13 protein-coding genes and 12 pseudogenes are annotated in these 20787 nt (G+C 25.3%); 11 read left to right on the forward strand and 14 right to left on the reverse strand.

Features of this window, described 5'->3' with window-relative positions; all coding sequences use genetic code 11:
* Positions 1–5: 5 nt before the first annotated feature.
* Positions 6–334 (forward strand): annotated as a pseudogene (locus BVAVS116_RS04750) (anti-CBASS protein Acb1 family protein); the annotation flags it as partial.
* A 78-nt stretch (positions 335–412) separates the two neighbouring features.
* Positions 413–583: pseudogene (locus tag BVAVS116_RS06460) on the forward strand (DUF1357 family protein); the annotation flags it as partial.
* A 123-nt stretch (positions 584–706) separates the two neighbouring features.
* Here BVAVS116_RS06460 and BVAVS116_RS04755 read toward each other — a convergent pair.
* From BVAVS116_RS04755 to BVAVS116_RS04780, 5 genes and pseudogenes are all read right to left on the reverse strand, one after another.
* Positions 707–3904 carry a type ISP restriction/modification enzyme gene (locus BVAVS116_RS04755; protein WP_012664782.1) on the reverse strand — a complete coding sequence of 1066 codons (3198 nt, stop codon included), beginning with the start codon at positions 3902–3904 and terminating at the stop codon, positions 707–709.
* Positions 3905–3974: 70 nt separating this feature from the next.
* Positions 3975–4268 carry a hypothetical protein gene (locus tag BVAVS116_RS04760; protein ID WP_148271168.1) on the reverse strand — a complete coding sequence of 98 codons (294 nt, stop codon included), beginning with the start codon at positions 4266–4268 and terminating at the stop codon, positions 3975–3977.
* Positions 4258–4581: pseudogene (locus BVAVS116_RS04765) on the reverse strand (DUF603 domain-containing protein); the annotation flags it as partial. The pseudogene BVAVS116_RS04765 and the gene BVAVS116_RS04760, both read right to left, overlap by 11 nt.
* A 678-nt stretch (positions 4582–5259) precedes the next feature.
* Positions 5260–5717, reverse strand: a pseudogene (gene eppA / locus BVAVS116_RS06900) (exported protein A EppA).
* 111 nt (positions 5718–5828) lie between these two features.
* Positions 5829–6409: pseudogene (locus BVAVS116_RS04780) on the reverse strand (outer surface protein ErpG).
* Positions 6410–6581: 172 nt separating this feature from the next.
* Between BVAVS116_RS04780 and BVAVS116_RS04785 the strand changes: the two are divergent.
* Entirely contained in the window at positions 6582–7472 is an 891-nt protein-coding gene (locus tag BVAVS116_RS04785; RefSeq protein ID WP_012664789.1) for a tyrosine-type recombinase/integrase, read from the forward strand.
* On the opposite strand, the pseudogene BVAVS116_RS06240 reads toward BVAVS116_RS04785, so the two are convergent.
* From BVAVS116_RS06240 to BVAVS116_RS04815, 7 genes and pseudogenes are all read right to left on the reverse strand, one after another.
* A pseudogene (locus tag BVAVS116_RS06240) lies at positions 7364–7736 on the reverse strand (DUF261 family protein). The gene BVAVS116_RS04785 and the pseudogene BVAVS116_RS06240 overlap by 109 nt on opposite strands.
* 56 nt (positions 7737–7792) lie before the next feature.
* A pseudogene (locus tag BVAVS116_RS04790) lies at positions 7793–9095 on the reverse strand (DUF244 domain-containing protein).
* 268 nt (positions 9096–9363) lie between these two features.
* Complete coding sequence (gene bdr / locus BVAVS116_RS04795; RefSeq protein WP_012664795.1) at positions 9364–9816, reverse strand: Bdr family repetitive protein; 453 nt, start codon at positions 9814–9816, stop codon at positions 9364–9366.
* 12 nt (positions 9817–9828) lie between these two features.
* Positions 9829–10350, reverse strand: coding sequence for a chromosome replication/partitioning protein (locus BVAVS116_RS04800; protein WP_012664796.1), 522 nt, complete (start codon positions 10348–10350; stop codon positions 9829–9831).
* Between the two features lie 39 nt (positions 10351–10389).
* Positions 10390–11139, reverse strand: coding sequence for a ParA family protein (locus BVAVS116_RS04805; RefSeq protein ID WP_012664797.1), 750 nt, complete (start codon positions 11137–11139; stop codon positions 10390–10392).
* Positions 11115–11660, reverse strand: a pseudogene (locus tag BVAVS116_RS04810) (DUF226 domain-containing protein). The gene BVAVS116_RS04805 and the pseudogene BVAVS116_RS04810 overlap by 25 nt, the downstream one beginning before the upstream one ends.
* A 9-nt stretch (positions 11661–11669) precedes the next feature.
* Positions 11670–12773: a plasmid maintenance protein gene (locus tag BVAVS116_RS04815; RefSeq protein ID WP_012664800.1), complete on the reverse strand. Its 1104-nt coding sequence runs from the start codon at positions 12771–12773 to the stop codon at positions 11670–11672.
* 415 nt (positions 12774–13188) lie between these two features.
* On the opposite strand from BVAVS116_RS04815, the pseudogene BVAVS116_RS04820 reads away from it, so the two are divergent.
* Positions 13189–14106 (forward strand): annotated as a pseudogene (locus tag BVAVS116_RS04820) (ERF family protein).
* A gap of 41 nt (positions 14107–14147) precedes the next feature.
* Here the strand turns inward: BVAVS116_RS04820 and BVAVS116_RS04825 are convergent.
* Positions 14148–14566 (reverse strand): annotated as a pseudogene (locus tag BVAVS116_RS04825) (Mlp family lipoprotein).
* A gap of 290 nt (positions 14567–14856) precedes the next feature.
* On the opposite strand from BVAVS116_RS04825, the gene revA reads away from it, so the two are divergent.
* From revA to BVAVS116_RS04840, 3 genes and pseudogenes are all read left to right on the forward strand, one after another.
* Entirely contained in the window at positions 14857–15225 is a 369-nt protein-coding gene (gene revA, locus BVAVS116_RS04830) for a fibronectin-binding protein RevA (RefSeq protein ID WP_322786707.1), read from the forward strand.
* A gap of 281 nt (positions 15226–15506) precedes the next feature.
* Complete coding sequence (gene bdr / locus BVAVS116_RS06630) at positions 15507–15890, forward strand: Bdr family repetitive protein (protein ID WP_244427562.1); 384 nt, start codon at positions 15507–15509, stop codon at positions 15888–15890.
* 148 nt (positions 15891–16038) lie between these two features.
* Positions 16039–16456: pseudogene (locus BVAVS116_RS04840) on the forward strand (Mlp family lipoprotein).
* A gap of 41 nt (positions 16457–16497) precedes the next feature.
* Here BVAVS116_RS04840 and BVAVS116_RS04845 read toward each other — a convergent pair.
* Positions 16498–17414: pseudogene (locus BVAVS116_RS04845) on the reverse strand (ERF family protein).
* Between the two features lie 423 nt (positions 17415–17837).
* On the opposite strand from BVAVS116_RS04845, the gene BVAVS116_RS04850 reads away from it, so the two are divergent.
* Genes BVAVS116_RS04850 through BVAVS116_RS04865 form a run of 4 tightly spaced genes read left to right on the forward strand, consistent with a single transcriptional unit; the run spans position 17838 to position 20779 of the window.
* Positions 17838–18938 carry a plasmid maintenance protein gene (locus BVAVS116_RS04850; protein WP_012664810.1) on the forward strand — a complete coding sequence of 367 codons (1101 nt, stop codon included), beginning with the start codon at positions 17838–17840 and terminating at the stop codon, positions 18936–18938.
* Positions 18939–18947: 9 nt separating this feature from the next.
* The gene (locus BVAVS116_RS04855) at positions 18948–19493 is read left to right on the forward strand and encodes a DUF226 domain-containing protein (protein ID WP_012664811.1); all 546 of its coding nucleotides are present in this window, start codon (positions 18948–18950) and stop codon (positions 19491–19493) included.
* Positions 19469–20218, forward strand: a complete 750-nt coding sequence (locus BVAVS116_RS04860; protein WP_012664812.1) for a ParA family protein — start codon at positions 19469–19471, stop codon at positions 20216–20218. Before BVAVS116_RS04855 ends, BVAVS116_RS04860 begins: the two co-directional genes overlap by 25 nt.
* A gap of 39 nt (positions 20219–20257) precedes the next feature.
* Positions 20258–20779 (forward strand): chromosome replication/partitioning protein, encoded by a 522-nt coding sequence (locus BVAVS116_RS04865; protein WP_012664813.1) that lies wholly within the window; start codon positions 20258–20260, stop codon positions 20777–20779.
* Positions 20780–20787: the final 8 nt, after the last annotated feature.

Below are 20787 nucleotides of genomic sequence, written 5' to 3' on the forward strand. Positions count from 1 at the left end.
AAAAAGTGTGTAATTTAAGAAAAGCAAAACTAGTAGATAAATTAAGTGCATTAGAACTATATCGATATTCGATATTTTTTAGAAATTACATTGAAAATGTAGCAGAAGACTGTCTCAAGAACGGACTTGTTCTTGAGAGTACTGGTCGCAATGTTAGTGAGGCGAAACTTTCTAGATTAAAGGTGCAACTTAAGAATGCGCTTTTAAATTGTATTATAAGCTACCGTTTTCATGGAATTGAATATGTTTTAGTAAAAACTAAAGACACACTACTAGACCTTAAAGAACCCGTCAATTAGAGCTACCTATTGGATTTGAACACTTTGATCATGAATCTACAGCGCCTTTAATAACTAGGAGTTAGCTATTTTAAAAGAAAAGTTATTCTCATTTTGAGAAAAGGAGTTAAAAAGTGATTGAAAATGAAGAAAAAGAAGACTTGCAAGTACAAGTTAAAGAAAAACAGCAAGTTAAATCTGATACCAAGGTTATAAGTTTTGGGGAATATGAAGAGTATATTCGCCTTAAAGAACAAGCAAATAATGTAAAACCTAAAGAGATAAATCGTGATTTAAGTATAAATTAGCGAATAACAAAAGAATTTGCATCAAAGTATGAATCTTATAGAAAAGAAAGAAAGTACAAAAAAAGAAAATAGAATTATAATATCACTTGGCGTGTAGTGATATTATAATTCTATTTATATTTATTCATTAAATTCTTTAAGATTTTGTATTATTTCGTCAATTTCTTTTTGTACATTAATTGTATAGCTAAGCACTTTTATAACTTTCTCAAGATGTTCAATTTCGTCTTCATTTTCATTAATAATAAGTTCTTTACCTTTTCTATACTTTAAGTAGCTTTTAAGTACTTGATAACTCCCAATTTCGTATTCATATACTTCTTTAGCTACATTAGTAAAACAACATGTTGAATTATAGTAAAGTTCTTTTGTATCTTCTTTATAAGTAATTTTCTCTACAATGCGATTATAATCTCCAGTGTGATTACCAATACTATTGTTGAGCTTTAAATTATCTTTTAATAAATGAGAATTAATGAGTTTAGTTCCAAGCTTACTAAGCTTTAAAAATGTATCTACATTATCTACAAATATAATTTTAGGAAAATCTATTTTTAAAAACTCAATAAATCGAGTTCGATAAATATTTGAATAAAGAATTGAGTAAATATATCCAAGTATTTCTTCTGGAGTAAACTCTTTACTATACTTATTTTTAATAAAATCTTTAAAAGTAGTATTAAAATTTTTCTTTTTTATACTTTCAAATGCACCTCTATCCTCTTTTATATAAAGTGGAAAAAAATATGATTTGCTGCAAATACAATCTCTGTTAACAATAACAGAAGCAATCAAAGCATGACAAAAACTACTTGTTGATAAAAGTCTTGTTGTAATAATCCCTATGTTATCCTTAACTTCTAAAATATGTTTCATTGTTTTATAAATAGGTCTTGCTACAATTCCTTTACTTTTAGAATAATAAATAAATCTATTATCAAAAGGTTTGTAAGTTATTTGCTTCACATAACTTGGATCAATATTTGTAGATTTTAGAAACTCTTGTACTTTTGTTAAATTCCAATTTTCAGTATCTTTTTCTATGCCGTATTTATTTCTTGCATCTTGTTCTGATAAATTTACTAAATTTTTAAGCTTATCTAAAAGCTCTTTTTTTGTATAGTCAATCGCTATATTATCTTTAGCGGTCGATGCACCAATACTAAATTCAATAAAAATATTTTTTAAAGAAATACCTTCGCTATAAATATTCTCAACATTTAAATCTTTTTTAACAAAAAAATAATTAGGTTCTTTATATTCTAACTTTTTAAAATTAGTAGTAAAGATATTGTTATTATCTAAAAATTCATATTTTTCTTTCCTTTTGCCTTTTATGCTACTGTAGTAAACATTTGCTAATTTATTCTTTTTTGACTCATTTTTATGTTTAATAAAAATACTAATCGCAACACCAGTTTGAATATCAAATACATTTTGGTCTGAACTGCCATCATCGGTCTTTTCTTTTTTTCTTGAGTCTCCATGTAAATTAAGAATATAAATTTCGTCAAATGTATTTAAAAGATGAAATCTCATTCCTCTGAATGTTACGTTATCAAGGTATCCATTATTTGTAATAATCCCAATAAGTCCCTCATTAGAATCTTCAATATTATTCTCTGCAAATCTAATAAACTTAACATAATCATCATTAAGTGATGATATTGTTTTTTCATTTAGAGGCTCATTTTTTATTTCTTTATATTTTTTTATTAAATCAAGTATATATTTATTATTATTTTTTGACCCTGCATTATAAGGAGGATTGCCAAGTATTACCAATATTTTACTTTCTTTAATTTTATTGGCTTCTTTAGTCTCTTTTGTAATATCTTTTAAAAAAGCTAAAGGTAAATATTTTTGATCTACCTGTTTTTTAAAATCAATTGTATTAGTTAAATACACTTTAAGTCTTGAATCTTTACTACTAAAATCAACTTCGCAAATTTCTTTTAAATATTGACTTAATTTAAGATGTGCTACAGCATAAGGTGCCATTAAGTATTCAAAACCATATAAGTTTTTAAGTATATGTAGATTAATATAGTCTTTTTGTCTACCAGATTCCTTTGGAATTTCTTTTAATATTATCGTGCGAATAACTTCAAGTAAAAATGTACCAGTCCCTGTTGCAAAGTCTAGTACTGTAACTTTGTCTTTATTTGCAAAACCTTTATCTAAGTTAAATTCTCCTTTAAGTATTTCATTTAAACTGCTAACAATAAAATTAACAATTGAACTAGGAGTATAGTAAACCCCTTTTGCTTTTCTTAAATTAGCATCGTACTTAGCAAGAAAATCTTCATAAAAATAAAGGTATGGATCTTTTGAATTTTCTTTATTACTGGTAAATGAAAATTCATTAAAAATAAGTTCTGTATCAATATTATTTACTATGCTTATAATACTTTCTAAAATCCATTTTAAGCAATCAAATTCACTATCTTTATGAATATCTTTAATTAGTTTTATAATATTTTGTATTAATGAAAAATTAGTAGGTATAAAGCTTTCTATATTGCTAAAATCAATTTCTGTATTACTTTTATTATTAAGACGAGCAATGAATAGCCCATAAGTAATAGTTTGTGCAATTGAATCTGAAAATTCAGAAATACTAAAATCATTACTATAAACACTTTCTTTAAGTATTCTACAAGTTGATACTAAGGTATTAAGTTCTCCTAGTTTTTCTTCATCAATATTTAAATCTAATTTTTCCTCATTTACTTTTAAGTTTGATTCTATCTCTTCTTTTAGGGATCTAGTTTTACTTGCAAGCAAAGTAGCTAATATTTTAACACTTTTAATTTTTTCAAAATGAGAATTAAAGAATTCATCTAGTATATTTATAACTTTAGTTAATTTATTTCTATCAAGCTTAATATTCTTACTATTTAATTCTTCTTTAGTGAGTAAAACTTCTCTTAATTTAACTTCCCTATCTTTAATCCAAATAAACTCAATATAATTTGTAAGAAGTATATTTCGTGTTATATTTTTATATTTTCCAATTTGGGAACTTTTAAGTGTTTCGTTTAGATTTTGCTCAACTTTCTTAACTTCAACACAACCTATTATTCCATTATTAATATTATTAATAACCACATAATCAGGTGATCCAAAGCCCTCTTTGCTTCGCCTTGGCTCATGCTGAATAGCAATACTTGAATTTTGATTAATTTTATTAAAATCATTAAGTAGATTTTCTAAATGAGTTCTGTTAGAATGCTCTGTTTTTTCTTCTAATTTTGTACTTCTTAGATTAGCTATATATTCTTTTGCTTTTTTGAATAGAGACTCATTATTATTCATTTTTATAAGGATAAAAGATATATAATTTAATATCAACTAAACTATATATTTGAAAAAACTATTTTTGTTCTTAGTATATAACAAAAATAAAACTTTCTAAGTTTCGATATATTGCTTTCATGTCAAAATTTAATTTTTCAAATTTTTTTGAATTTTTAGTTTTAATATTATTACTATTGCTACTATCTATAGTAAATTCTTTATTATTTTTTTTATTGTCTAATAATACGATTTTTTTCATTAAACATACTAAAAGAGCTTTTAATAATATTCTTAAATATTTACTATTTATATCACTTGAATCATTTGTAGTTTGCCTTTTAAGCTGTTTAAATACATTAAATGCATGTTGGCGCAAGTTCAATGCTTGCATATTGCTTAAATGCACGTATAAATCCCAATTCTAAATTGAAACGCTCTAAATCTAATTTTTCCTTAACTTTTTTAGCTTTAACTTCTGATCTAAAAGTTTGTGCTACAAGGTGTTCAAAAGTCTCTTCACTAATTACTACTTTAGAATCTTCGTTAACAGAAGTTTCTCCACGCTCCCATTTTTGCCTCATTTTCCATACATTTACTCTAGAAACTCCTAGTCTAGCTGCTATTTCTCCATCATTTAATGAGCCTTCTCTAAAATATGCAACATACTCATCAAAAGAGCGTTTAACTTTTTTCAAGGATATTTCTCTAAAGTAACAAAGTTATCAAATTATTACTCTAAATAGTAAAGCAATTTAATAAATTATTAACATAAACTGATAAATTCTTAATACTTATTAACCACTGATCTATATTTACAATATTCATTAAATTTAAATACATAAAAATACAACTTATTTGTCTTAAATCCTTTTAAATAGGTATGTTCTATTTTTAAAAGGAGCATAAAACTATGTCAAAAGCTTTAAACGAAATATATTGTCATTCTTGTGACAAGTCTATTAAAAAAGAAGCTGAAAATTTGTATTGCTTGTGGGGTTAAAAACAAACAAGTTAAAAAATGTTATACCAGATTGGTAGCAGCATTATACTACATATTTTTTTGGTTATTTAGGAGCTCATAGATTTTACGTGGGAAAAACGAGAACCGGTATTGCATTTTTATGTATAACTCTTTTTTATCTTTTACTTACCATATTTACCATAGGTATTGGCTCAATAATTACCATACCCGTATTAGCAATGCTGGAAATTATTGTTTTTATTGACCTAATAAGAATAATAATTAAAAAATTTTAATACAAATGAAAAACAAGACTATTTGTTAGTCTTGTTTTTGGTAATTTATGTTTTCGAAAACCATTCCTCTTTTAATTTAAAAACTAATTTTTGGGCAAATCAGCCAAAATTTGTTTTTAAATTTGTTTAAATGTACTTGATTTATCTTTAGAATATGTTTCTTTAAACTTACTTTGAGCTTCTTCTCCATACTTTTCAATATAGTCAATTTTATCAGAATCTAGTTGTATTAAATAATTAAAAATCGAATCTGAATACCCTCCTATAAGTCTAATCATACCCCCAGATAGTAAAATACTATCTGTGCTTATTTTAATTTTCATAAAATATTCTATAACATCAAGAGCATCCAAAAAAACAATTTTTCTTAAATTTCCTCTAATTCTAAGAGCATCGGAAAAAACAGGACTTTTTTCATACCCATTTTTAAAATCATAGTGTCTGGTCTTTTATTTATTAAATTAAAATCTTCTTCGGAAAAAGCTCTTTTGGTTTTTGAATAATTTTTTTCTATGTTTGCACTTAAACTTAATACAAATAAAAACAAAAATATTAAAAAATTAATTTTTTTCATATCCCCTCCTAGCTTTATTATCTATATTTCAGCAATATTACTTATAATAAAAAACAAGACTAACAACAAGTACTGCTTTTGAGAATTTATGTTTTCGAAAACCGTTTTTTACTATTTTTTATCGTCTAGCTTTTTAAGCTCTTCTTCAATATTTTTAAGCGCATCATCTATAACTTTTTTTACAAAATCATTAGTATTGGTGCCATCATTAGTAGAATAACTTCCATTTACACTTAATTTTCTAGCGTACAGCAAAGCTTCTCGTCCGATTTTGCCTTGATTTTTAACTTTATCAGCATTTTCTCCAGTTTCACTATCAACTTGTTTTTTAAACTCTTCAAATTTCTTTTTAACCTCTTCTAATTCTTTTTTTCTATCCTCTTTTGTCTTTTTTGAAATACCTTTAAAATCCTTTGATTTTTCTATTTTTTTTCAAACCCCTTTTCTTTTAATTCTGAATATTCATTAACACCTTGAGCTAATTGTTCATCAGCTTGCATTAATTCTTCTTTAACTTTTGAAGAAATTTCTGATCCGAGCTTTTTAATGCCCTCGGTCAATTCTTCTTTTTTTGTATCTAAAAATCCCTTAACTTGTTGTTCTGCATTTTCCACTGATATTTTTAAATCTTTACTACTTGCATAATTCTTACAAGTAATTATCAATGCAAAAACAACACAAATAATAAAAATTAAAAATGTTTATTTTTTTCTTCATAAGTTACTCCTGCTCCATAGATCTCAAGCTTAACACAATACCTAATAATTACAATTTTTAGTTTTTGATACAATGTAAATTGTAATTTTCACCTATTTTTATTACTTTTACTTAATTTAAAAGTAACATTTATAAGGAGCTCATTCTGTGGACTTGAATAAGTATCTTAATTTAAATAACGGTGATACAGATTTTTTACTTAAACTATTAAAAGATTATCAAAAAGTAGTCGATGAAAATAAAATTCTAAAAAATGCTCTAAAAAATTCACCTAAAAATAAAAAAGAAAATCTAAAACCTAACCCTAAATTTTGCTTAACTTCAAAAACTAGCAAACTAATTACAAAATGTATAAAACATCTAAAACAAACTGATCCAATATCTGGCTGGTTCGTACATCTACTTTCAATAAGTGGGTGTAGGGGCACTGAAATTCAAAAAGCAAAAATGGAAGATATTACCCAGTTATCAAGCAAAACTGGAGAAATTTATTACAATATAAAAGTAAATGTATCAAAAAAAAGAAGTATCGCTTGTATTAGAGAAATTGTCATTAGCTCTAAAGAGTACAATGCTATTCAAACAGCACATAAAAATCATTTCGAAGAAAAAAATATCGATACAAGGCGTACTTACCTTTTCCAAAAAACTAAACACAAGTTTAAAGACAATCAAATTAGTATTATCAATATTTCTAGAAAATTCAAAAATCTTCTTAAAAAATCGGGATTTAAAGCAAATAAATCTCTTCATTTATGTAGAATTTTATTTATTTTAAATTTGAAAACCAATGGTTATAATTCTTTTCAAATTAAAGAACTTATGAAATACTCTTCAACTCATGAAATTGATAATATCTACGAACTCTCTTCTGCAAACAAAATTCAAGCTTATAAATGTATAAAAAATAGTTTAAACTATAGTACAAACTATCTAAACTTAAAGATACGTTTTAAAGTTACCTTAAATTCTTTTCCACGTGGTTTTAAATCAAGTGAATCATATAATATTTCTTGTTCTTTTGTAGCAATAAAGTGAAATCCATTAACACCCTTAATTTTAACCTCGCTAATTTCAAACTCATTTGAAGATCCAAAATAACTAGAAGTTTCATATCTTGCGATACTCCTAATATATCCTAGTCCTAAAAACCTGTAATATGCTGCATTTATATCAAAAGCATTAAATTCGAGTTTCTTAAATAAGCTTGTATAGTAATGCAAACACAAAAAATAAGCGGCCCCACTTTTGTATCTCTACGAGCAAACCCTTATTACTTTGTTTTATTTTACCAATAATCATTGATTAACCTCCTATGTTAAATTATTTTTTTAATTTTTTAGTTTTAGTGCACCCATTCACATGGGGACACTATTTGCATACACTATATTGCTCATATTGCTCAGCAATAACACTTTGCTACTTATTGTTATAAGTCCTTTAAATCTATCTGCTATTGCTCTTTTCTTAGGATAATAGTTAAACACAAATTGTTTAAATCTGTAATTCACATGATTAATTAGTGAATATTTATCCAAAATATCATCAATTTTAATTTTTAGCAGTTCTTTTATAGGCTTTTCTCTTTTTTTGTTTTCATTTTAAATTTTGTTCAGTTCTACTTTTAAATTTTTAATTTCAAAAAAAGAACACTCAAGATTTATGGTAGACTGTTCGGTTTTAATCTCAAGATCTATACAATTAACATATTCTACAAATTCTTTTACCCAATTAAACTCAACTCCAACTCTTCAACAAGCTTAATAAACGTATCACTATCAATATTATTTGATATTACTAAATTAACATCATTTTTTTTAACAATTTAGTTTCTTAAATTGCAAACTTCTTATTCACATTTCCTAACAAATTCAAGCACTTTTGATATTAAAGAATCATTTCTTTTTATCTTACAATTAACCGGTGCAGCGTCTATTAAAAAAGAATAAATTGTAATGCTCAAGCCCAGTACATGACAACTGCATTTGTGCTTGCACATAGTATTTAAAAAAATATTTACTGATTAAAAAATTGCCATTTATACTGTACTCTTCAATGACGCTACTCATATAATTAGAATCGCTACTCTTAATCTCTAAAAGTTCTAAATCACCATTATTATTAAACCACCCATCAATTGTTGAACCCACTAAACTTTCAAAGTTACCCATTTTTTTAAATAATTATATTTATCAACACCATTGGCATATTTGTTTTTATACAAAACAGTAATATTATCACCGTGTGCCTTAACAAACTCTCTAAATCCTAAATTTTCTAATTCTTTACCTTTTAACATGTATAAATTCTCTTCAAAAGGCATGCTCATGCCAAAAAAAATATTTGAGCACTCTATTTACCATTAAGTCTTTTATCCAGCACCTCCAATTAAAACAGTGTCTACTTCACTAGCGCCATATTTATCTAGTTTGTTTCTTTGCTCACTAAAATTAAGATTTTTGTTAAATCTAAAACATTCTTTACTGCTTATTCCTGGTAATTTCTTGCCTATCTTACTTAATTTACTTTTTTCTTTAATTGGAAAAGATTTTTTTTAAATACTTCGCAGCCAATAAAGCTTCGTTGCTCAACATGCATTTTGGATTCTCCATTTATCTTGTTATTTACATTTTCTTGTTGATTTTTTTCTATGTTTGACATAATCGTCAACCTCCTGAAATTAGATTTATAAATAATTATATAGCAAAAACTATTTTTGTCAACTTTTAAAAAATAATAGGACTTTACTAAAAGCTCTTATTAAAAGCTTAATAAAACCCAGAGTTTAGGCTAATTTATTTAAAAAAATAAAAATTAAATATTTTTCAATTTATGATTAAAATCAATTTATAAAAGAGCAAAAATAAAATGTTATTATTTAAAAAATAAGCTTATACTACTTTGATATTTTGAAAAATTTTAATTATTCTCAATTAAAGAAATATTTATTGAATATAGAGTAAATAATTGGAGCAAGTGTTATTCCCGCTATTAGCATTACTTGTATTGTTCTATTACTTGCATTAAGTTCATTTTTTAAACTAGATATATCCTTTTGTAGGGTCTTTTCTACACCATCTATCTTGGCATTTACACTATCTATTTTCGCATTAAGCTCGTTTTTTATACTATCTATTTTAGTATTAAGTTCGTTTTTTACACTATCTATTTTAGTATCTAATCCAGATATATCTTTTTGAAAATTCTTTTCTACATTAATTATTTGTTGTTCTAAAGAATTCATTTTCTCTTTTATAACTTCAAAGTTGTAATTATCATTATGAAGAAAAACAAAATCTATTGCCTCCTCACTAAACCCCATATTTAAAAATTCATTTTTTATACTTTCTATATTGTATGTCCTATACGCTAAATTATTCATAAAGTCCCCATATTATCCTTTTAATTGTTTATACTTCTTTAAAAGTTTATTAATCAAATCTTTTTGATTTTCAAAAATCTCATGCATCATAAAACCTGTAAATTTGACATTACTCTTATAAAAATCGTAACTTTCTTTAGTTTTAAGTTGAAATCTTAACGGTTTTATTGAATTTTGTTTAGATTTTTTTAAACCACTTGGTGATTCTCTTAAAACCGCAATTGCTTTTGAAACGCCATTCTCTATTACATAAACTTCTTCTAAAATACCCTCTTGAATTGCATTCGCTATTTTTAAATAATCATACGCTTGGCTCCTTGCTAAGTGATAATCCTTGATAAAATCTTCAAATGTTCTATATCCATCTAATTTATAGTATTCGTTATCTTTTATCTCTTTTAATATCTTGATAACTTCCATTTTATAATAGATTTCTTGCTGGAAACTAGATTTTAATCTTTGCTTTAAATTTTTATATCGTTCTTCTGATTCATTTAACACCTCTAAGTTTTTTTTGTTTACTACTATATCCATGTATGGACTCCTTTTATTTAAAATAATAACCATGTCCAATTATCTGGACATGGTTATTATTTTAAACCTGCTTAATATATTTTTATACTCCAACATGTAATCTTTATCTAAGTTAAATAAATCGTCCTTTGCTATCTTTTTGTTTAAATCTTCCCTTTCCGAAACTAAGCCTAAAAAATTTTTATTATCTTTAAGCGAATTAAACAGTATCTTATGAGTATTATTTTTTTTAAATCTAGTTATTATTAAAAAAATTGGAATATCAATAGCTAAATCACTAATTGAAAACTTTAAAAGCTCCAAACTCTCAACTGCCCATTTTTCTGCTGTTATTGGGACTATTACATAATCACTACATACCAATGCATTAGTTAATGTATAATCTAAGCTGGGATTTGTGTCAATTATTATGTAATCATAGTTAAATTTCAAATTTAATAGCTGTTTCTGCAGCTTAATTTCCTTAAATGTTATAGCCTCTTTATTAAATTTGTGTAAACTTAGATAACTAGGTATTAAGCCTAAATTGTTATTAATATTTACAATTGAATTGTCAATTAATATATTTCCTTTTAAAACCTCATATATATTTTTTTCAAGTAAATCAAATTTACTTTCCATTATTTTTTTATAGAAATAACTAGTAACTGATGCTTGTGTATCCATATCAATTAAGAGAACTTTACAGTCATTGGCCAAAAGAGTTGCAAATATAATTGCACTTGTGCTTTTACCAACACCGCCCTTAATTGACGCAATTGTTATTATTTCAAGTTTTTTATTATCCATTTTGTAAGTGGTCCTTGTTCGGAATATTTTTTCCCATAAAATTCATATACTTGTTTTTCTAAATCTGTAAACATACTAAATAATATTTTATTGTAGTGGTTATTCATTCTCTCTTTGTCTAGAAAGCGATATAATCCCTTGAAATAGAAAAAAACACTACCTGCTTTAAATCTAACTTCCATATAATATGTCATTGCAAATCCATAAGATTTTCTAATTCCTTTTGCTTCATACTTTACAAAAGCTTTTTTAATTGGTTTTCTAAATCCATAAAAAATTCCAATAAACTTGTCCCCTTCTTTTATAGAGTACAAGTGGGTTTCTTGAACAATTCTTTCTCCATTATGTAAGGCCCTTAATGACATTTAAAACTTATGTTTTTTCTCATAAACTCCAAATTTGTATAAATCCATCATTATTTTTGCATGGTACATTGCTTTGCCATTCTCTTTTTCAATTTTTATAAATCTATCTTTATTTTGGCATTCAACTTTTTTTGTAGGTTCATCTGCGGTTTCCATGTTTAATCCTTACACAACCTTTTTGCTAAATTCTTTTAACTTTAAAGAAGTTTTTTCATTTTCTATTATTTCTAATAATTCATAATAATATTTATCGAATACTTTATTATATTCTAATTTCTTTTTGACATTTAAATAGTCTTTTAGAATTGGTTTTAAAACTTCAATTTCTGTAGTATTTTTTAGCCGCTCAATAAGAATATTAAAAATGTTTATCTTTATATGTTCGTAATTTTTTTGTGAATTTTCTTTTTTTATTTCAATTATTTTTTCTAACTTACGTTTTATGTTGTGTAAGTCTCTATATTTTTGATTTTCAATTATAAAATGGGGTTTTAATTTGTAATTTTCATATATTTTTTGAAAATTTTTTTTCAATTGTTCATAATTATATCCTTTTTTTTTTAATTCTTTTTGAATATTTATAAGTATTTCTTTCAATTTATTTTGCTTATTTTCAAAGAGCGGTTGATTTAAATCATTGTTTTTATTCTTTATTAGGCTGATTTCAATTTTTTTTATTGTTTTGAATATTTCAATCATAGTGTCTTGATTTAAATTTAAATTCAAAAGTGAGAGAGATTTTTTAGATAAAAATCTGCATTTATTATAATAGTTTATTATTTGAAACTTTTCTATCTGTTTATTTCTTTCTTCTTCTTCTATATTATTATTTTTATTACTTAAACACTCCTCCAAATTTACACTCCCCCTTAAAGGGAATTTGCCTAAATAGTGGTTGTCAACCCTTTTTTTAAATCTTGAGTGTTTTTTTTCTTTAAAGTATTGGTTTATCTTTTGGTAACACTCTTTTTTAGAAAAATTAAGTTTATAGTAAATTTCAGTACCACAATTTACTCCCAAGTGTTTGTGGTAGTTAGATGTGACTTTTAATTCTTTTTCTAATTTGTAAAGATATTTTTGCAATGTCTTTAACTTAATGGGATTTTGACCATTTCTTTTTAGATTTTTATTGAAGTAATAGAGTATGTTGCTTTGAGTATATTTTTGATATTTACTGTTTATGTACTTTAGTGTTGAGATAAGAACAATTAATTTGCGTTGGTGTTTGTTTTTGCAATTTGGACTTTTTTTATTGGTTGATATTGACATAATCGTCAACCTCCTGAGATTAGATTTATAATAATTACTATTATAATGCATAATTTTGATTTAAAAGTAAATATTTTCCTAAAAAATATCTAACTCTAATTATTAATATTAATACACTTTTTGTAATTTGGTAAAGATAAATTGATTTTAATTCTAAATTGGGCTACACTACAAATAGCGTAGTTGTGTAAGTATTGACATTTGCACCTACCTGAATTAGATAATTTGCAAAGAATAAAAATACAGTGGGATCTTAGCGAAATTCTTTATAAAGAGAGTTTGGTTAAGGCCCACTTTTTTTTGCAAAAATTTTTGTTAAAAAGTTGACAAAAATAGTTTTTGCCATATAATTATTTATAAATCTAATCTCAGGAGGTTGACGATTATGTCAAACACAAATAATATTTAAGCAGAAATTAAATTCTTAAATGATATGGACACTCTAATTATGAATTTACCAGGTATTGACAAAAGTCTTCAGGGACATAAGTATAAGTATCAGAATTTCAATGAAATAGTTAGAGAAATTAAAAACGTTATTAAAAAGCATAATTTGGATCTTTGTTTATGGCAATATCCAACTTCTAAAATTGTAGATGGTCAAAAGGAGCACATTATTAGGACCACATTTTTTAGTAAAAGTACTGGATATAGAAAATCATTTGATACACCAATTCTTACAGAAAATTCACAATACAATAATGAAAATGGGTTTAAAGTTACAAATACAGTGTATTAGCTGCTTAGTTCAACTATTACTTATGTCAAAAGGTACGCATTGGTTTCATTTCTCATGATAGAAAGTGAAGTGGATACTAATGCAGAGCCTATTTATAATAATTATGAAAACGGAAATTCTGTTCCTAGAAAGCAAGTTAGTGTTAATCAACATCAGAAAAAAGAGATTAAACAAGAACAAAGAAAAGACAATAATAAGCAGCAAAGAAAAGATAGATTTTATTACTACAGTATTTTTAAAAACGCCCTATCTAATATAAAAAATTGGATAAATAGCTCTACAACAAAAGATAATATAAACTCAATTATTCAAAAAATAAGCTTTATTCAGGATGTAGACCCTAATAATGTTGATGATATCAAGAAAATTGAAGCCGATTTAATAAAGCATTTTGAGCAGAATATTGAGTTTAAGAGTATAAAATATTGGTCGGAGCTTATAAAAGACTATTTCAAGAAAAGCAATAAATTAAATGATTTAAAAGATTTTGAAAAGTTTATGTCGTTTAAGCAGCCTATTTATGGCGCTAGCCCGTTAATATTATTTGGGGCGTTAAAAGAAGATAGACAATTTGATTATATTTTTGCAGCATAGCAGTATGTTTAGTAAAGCCCCCCAAAATAAGGGAGGCTTTACTAAAAAGCATTGTTGCAAATTGCTTGATTTACATTATCTATACCGCCGTCAATTGTTCCCTGAATCACAGCTTTAAAGGTATTTTTTTTCCGTCTTCATTTCCATTACATTTATCAAGTTGAGTTTTTATGTTATCAAGTGCTGATTTTATTTTATCTTCATCATATTCTAAAAATTTATCAAATTTTTCTTCATCAGTTAGAGCGGTTTTTAACCAGTCAAGGTGTGTTTTTTGGTCTTCAGTTAGCTTTTCTTTAAGAAGTTCTTCTTTGGATTTAGGTTTTTCTTCTTCGCTTATATCACGCTTTACCCTACTTTTTGATTGTTTAACATTGTTTTTTAAAGTATCATTATCATTAGAATTACAGCCATTTAGCATAATAAAAAATAAACAAAATAATATATTTATAATTTTCATTTTTATCCCCTTTTTTCTCTTAAGTACAATACATTGAGTAAACAAAAAAGTTTATTCTTGTAATTATAGATCTTATTTTTATCAATTTTTAAAAAATTAACGCAAGTTTTAATTGATAGGTTTACATTTTGAAATGTTGTGCTAGTTTTAACTTCATTATTATTAAATAAAGGAGTAACTAATGAAAATTAAAAACATAGTTAAATTATTTTGTATATCGATATTATTTGTAATGGCTTGTAATTTATATGTAGAAGAGAAAAAAAGAAATAGATTCAATTCTTTCAGAGATTTCAAATTTTAAAAATGATACTGATGATGAAAAATTTAAAGAGTATAAAAATAAAATAAATAAATTGAAAGAAAGATTAAAATACGTAAGCAATGCAGAGCTTAAAGAAAAAATAACAAAGTTGCAAGGATTATTTCAAGATAAATTAGCAGCTAAATTGGCAGCTTTAAAATTAGCTAAACAAACAATTGAAGGGCTTTTAGATGAGGATAATGCAAAACAAACGATATGGAAAGAAGCAAAATTGGTTGGAGTAACTATAAAATTCAGAGGAAGCAATGCTTCTGGAAAAGGAGAACAAATGTCTAAAGAAGCTGTAGAACAGATAGATAAAATAATAAAGTTCCTAGAAGAGAGTACTAATTAATTAGTAAATATCCATATTGAAAATGTTAAAATCTAGGTATTAAATTTACTTTAATCTAATATCTAGATTTTTTTCTGTTGTAAAAGTCAATTTAATTAATATAAAGAATAAGTTCTTGTAAGAGCTTATTCTTTATATACAAAAATATTTAAAGCTAACTGAAATAGTGTATAACATGGCTGTAAAGGGAAATTATTATGAAACCAGCGCTATCAAATACTGCAAGTGTAAGTGAAGAACAAATATATAAAGAATTTCTTAAATTAGGAATGAAATAACTAATAGTACAAGATTTATCTAAAAGATATTATCACAATGAACTTACCTATAGAGATTTAGAAAATTTAGAAAAACAATTTGGGATAAATTTTGATAATCTTGTTTCTAAGATTGATTCTGTTAAAAATGAACTTACTACTAAGATAGATAATGTAGAGAAGAGTTTAAATACTAAAATAGATAGTTTAGAACAAAATCTTGACAAAAAGATATCTAATTTAGCACAAGAGCTTAAAAAAGATATGCAAATTAATAATCAATTATTATCAGAAAAACTAAAGGTGAGCAACAGAATAATAACTATTGCGGCAATAGTAGTAGTACTTATTGCTATATCTATTATAACAACTGTTGTTATATTACTAATTACTAGATTTTTCAAATAGAAATTACAAAAAATCCTAGACACATAATTTATCATTTTTAAATACCCCTTAGAAACATCAATATTTCTAAAAATGGGATCTATAATTACAAGAATAAACTTTTTTGTTTACTCAATGTATTGTACTTAAGAGAAAAAAGGGGATAAAAATGAAAATTATAAATATATTATTTTGTTTATTTTTTATTATGCTAAATGGCTGTAATTCTAATGATAATGATACTTTAAAAAACAATGTTAAACAATCAAAAAGTAGGGTAAAGCGTGATATAAGCGAAGAAGAAAAACCTAAATCCAAAGAAGAACTTCTTAAAGAAAAGCTAACTGAAGACCAAAAAACACACCTTGACTGGTTAAAAACCGCTCTAACTGATGACGAAAAATTTGATAAATTTTTAGAATATGATGAAGATAAAATAAAATCAGCACTTGATAACATAAAAACTCAACTTGATAAATGTAATGGAAATGAAGACGGAAAAAAATACCTTTAAAGCTGTGATTCAGGGAACACTTGACGGCGGTATAGATAATGTAAATCAAGCAATTTGCAACAATGCTTTTTAGTAAAGCCCCCCAAAATAAGGGGGGCTTTACTAAACATACTGCTATGCTGCAAAAATATAATCAAATTGTCTATCTTCTTTTAACGCCCCAAATAATATTAACGGGCTAGCGCCATAAATAGGCTGCTTAACGACATAAACTTTTCAAAATCTTTTAAATCATTTAATTTATTGCTTTTCTTGAAATAGTCTTTTATAAGCTCCGACCAATATTTTATACTCTTAAACTCAATATTCTGCTCAAAATGCTTTATTAAATCGGCTTCAATTTTCTTGATATCATCAACATTATTAGGGTCTACATCCTGAATAAAGCTTATTTTTTGAATAATTGAGTTTATATTATCTTTTGTTGTAGAGCTATTTATCCAATTTTTTATATTAGATAGGGCGTTTTTAAAAATACTGTAGTAATAAAATCTATCTTTTCTTTGCTGCTTATTATTGTCTTTTCTTTGTTCTTGTTTAATCTCTTTTTTCTGATGTTGATTAACACTAACTTGCTTTCTAGGAACAGAATTTCCGTTTTCATAATTATTATAAATAGGCTCTGCATTAGTATCCACTTCACTTTCTATCATGAGAAATGAAACCAATGCGTACCTTTTGACATAAGTAATAGCTGAACTAAGCAGCTAATACACTGTATTTGTAACTTTAAACCCATTTTCATTATTGTATTGTGAATTTTCTGTAAGAATTGGTGTATCAAATGATTTTCTATATCCAGTACTTTTACTAAAAAATGTGGTCCTAATAATGTGCTCCTTTTGACCATCTACAATTTTAGAAGTTGGATATTGCCATAAACAAAGATCCAAATTATGCTTTTTAATAACGTTTTTAATTTCTCTAACTATTTCATTGAAATTCTGATACTTATACTTATGTCCCTGAAGACTTTTGTCAATACATGGTAAATTCATAATTAGAGTGTCCATATCATTTAAGAATTTAATTTCTGCTTAAATATTATTTGTGTTTGACATAATCGTCAACCTCCTGAGATTAGATTTATAAATAATTATATGGCAAAAACTATTTTTGTCAACTTTTTAACAAAAATTTTTGCAAAAAAAGTGGGCCTTAACCAAACTCTCTTTATAAAGAATTTCGCTAAGATCCCACTGTATTTTTATTCTTTGCAAATTATCTAATTCAGGTAGGTGCAAATGTCAATACTTACACAACTACGCTATTTGTAGTGTAGCCCAATTTAGAATTAAAATCAATTTATCTTTACCAAATTACAAAAAGTGTATTAATATTAATGATATTAATAATTAGAGTTAGATATTTTTTAGGAAAATATTTACTTTTAAATCAAAATTATGCATTATAATAGTAATTATTATAAATCTAATCTCAGGAGGTTGACGATTATGTCAATATCAACCAATAAAAAAAGTCCAAATTGCAAAAACAAACACCAACACAAATTAATTGTTCTTATCTCAACACTAAAGTACATAAACAGTAAATATCAAAAATATACTCAAAGCAACATACTCTATTACTTCAATAAAAATCTAAAAAGAAATGGTCAAAATCCCATTAAGTTAAAGACACTGCAAAAATATCTTTACAAATTAGAAAAAGAATTAAAAGTCACATCTAACTACCACAAACACTTGGGAGTAAATTGTGGTACTGAAATTTACTATAAACTTAATTTTTCTAAAAAAGAGTGTTACCAAAAGATAAACCAATACTTTAAAGAAAAAAAACACTCAAGATTTAAAAAAAGGGTTGACAACCACTATTTAGGCAAATTCCCTTTAAGGGGGAGTGTAAATTTGGAGGAGTGTTTAAGTAATAAAAATAATAATATAGAAGAAGAAAGAAATAAACAGATAGAAAAGTTTCAAATAATAAACTATTATAATAAATGCAAATTTTTATCTAAAAAATCTCTCTCACTTTTGAATTTAAATTTAAATCAAGACACTATGATTGAAATATTCAAAACAATAAAAAAAATTGAAATCAGCCTAATAAAGAATAAAAACAATGATTTAAATCAACCGTTGTTTGAAAATAAGCAAAATAAATTGAAAGAAATACTTATAAATATTCAAAAAGAATTAGAAAAAAAAGGATATAATTATGAACAATTGAAAAAAAATTTTCAAAAAATATATGAAAATTACAAATTAAAACCCCATTTTATAATTGAAAATCAAAAATATAGAGACTTACACAACATAAAACGTAAGTTAGAAAAAATAATTGAAATAAAAAAAGAAAATTCAAAAAAAAATTACGAACATATAAAGATAAACATTTTTAATATTCTTATTGAGCGGCTAAAAAATACTACAGAAATTGAAGTTTTAAAACCAATTCTAAAAGACTATTTAAATGTCAAAAAGAAATTAGAATATAATAAAGTATTCGATAAATATTATTATGAATTATTAGAAATAATAGAAAATGAAAAAACTTCTTTAAAGTTAAAAGAATTTAGCAAAAAGGTTGTGTAAGGATTAAACATGGAAACCGCAGATGAACCTACAAAAAAAGTTGAATGCCAAAATAAAGATAGATTTATAAAAATTGAAAAAGAGAATGGCAAAGCAATGTACCATACAAAAATAATGATGGATTTATACAAATTTGGAGTTTATGAGAAAAAACATAAGTTTCGAATGTCATTAAGGGCCTTACATAATGGAGAAAGAATTGTTCAAGAAACCCACTTGTACTCTATAAAAGAAGAGGACAAGTTTATTGGAATTTTTTATGGATTTAGAAAACCAATTAAAAAAGCTTTTGTAAAGTATGAAGCAAAAGGAATTAGAAAATCTTATGGATTTGCAATGACATATTATATGGAAGTTAGATTTAAAGCAGGTAGTGTTTTTTTCTATTTCAAGGGATTATATCGCTTTCTAGACAAAAAGAGAATGAATAACCACTACAATAAAATATTATTTAGTATGTTTACAGATTTAGAAAAACAAGTATATGAATTTTATGGGAAAAAATATCCCGAACAAGGACCACTTACAAAATGGATAATAAAAAACTTAAAATAATAACAATTGCGTCAATTAAGGGTGGTGTTGGTAAAAGCACAAGTGCAATTATATTTGCAACTCTTTTGGCCAATGACTGTGAAGTTCTCTTAATTGATATGGATACACAAGCATCAGTTACTAGTTATTTCTATAAAAAAATAATGGAAAGTAAATTTGATTTACTTGAAAAAAATATATATGAGGTTTTAAAAGGAAATATATTAATTGACAACTCAATTGTAAATATTAATAACAATTTAGGCTTAATACCTAGTTATCTAAGTTTACACAAATTTAATAAAGAGGCTATAACATTTAAGGAAATTAAGTTGCAGAAACAGCTATTAAATTTGAAATTTAACTATGATTACATAATAATTGACACAAATCCCAGCTTAGATTATACATTAACTAATGCATTGGTATGTAGTGATTATGTAATAGTCCCAATAACAGCAGAAAAATGGGCAGTTGAGAGTTTGGAGCTTTTAAAGTTTTCAATTAGTGATTTAGCTATTGATATTCCAATTTTTTTAATAATAACTAGATTTAAAAAAAATAATACTCATAAGATACTGTTTAATTCGCTTAAAGATAATAAAAATTTTTTAGGCTTAGTTTCGGAAAGGGAAGATTTAAACAAAAAGATAGCAAAGGACGATTTATTTAACTTAGATAAAGATTACATGTTGGAGTATAAAAATATATTAAGCAGGTTTAAAATAATAACCATGTCCAGATAATTGGACATGGTTATTATTTTAAATAAAAGGAGCCCATACATGGATATAGTAGTAAACAAAAGAAACTTAGAGGTGTTAAATGAATCAGAAGAACGATACAAAAATTTAAAGCAAAGATTAAAATCTAGTTTCCAGCAAGAAATCTATTATAAAATGGAAGTTATCAAGATATTAAAAGAGATAAAAGATAACGAATACTATAAATTAGATGGATATAGAACATTTGAAGATTTTATCAAGGATTATCACTTAGCAAGGAGCCAAGCGTATGATTATTTAAAAATAGCGAATGCAATTCAAGAGGGTATTTTAGAAGAAGCTTATGTAATAGAGAATGGCATTTCAAAAGCAATTGCGGTTTTAAGAGAATCACCAAGTGGTTTAAAAAAATCTAAACAAAATCCAATAAAACCGTTAAGATTTCAACTTAAAACTAAAGAAAGTTACGATTTTTATAAGAGTAATGCCAAATTTACAAGTTTTATGATGCATGAGATTTTTGAAAATCAAAAAGATTTGATTAATAAACTTTTAAAGAAGTATAAACAATTAAAAGGATAATATGGGGA

Source organism: Borreliella valaisiana VS116 (genome assembly GCF_000170955.2).
Classification (GTDB): Bacteria; Spirochaetota; Spirochaetia; order Borreliales; family Borreliaceae; genus Borreliella; species Borreliella valaisiana.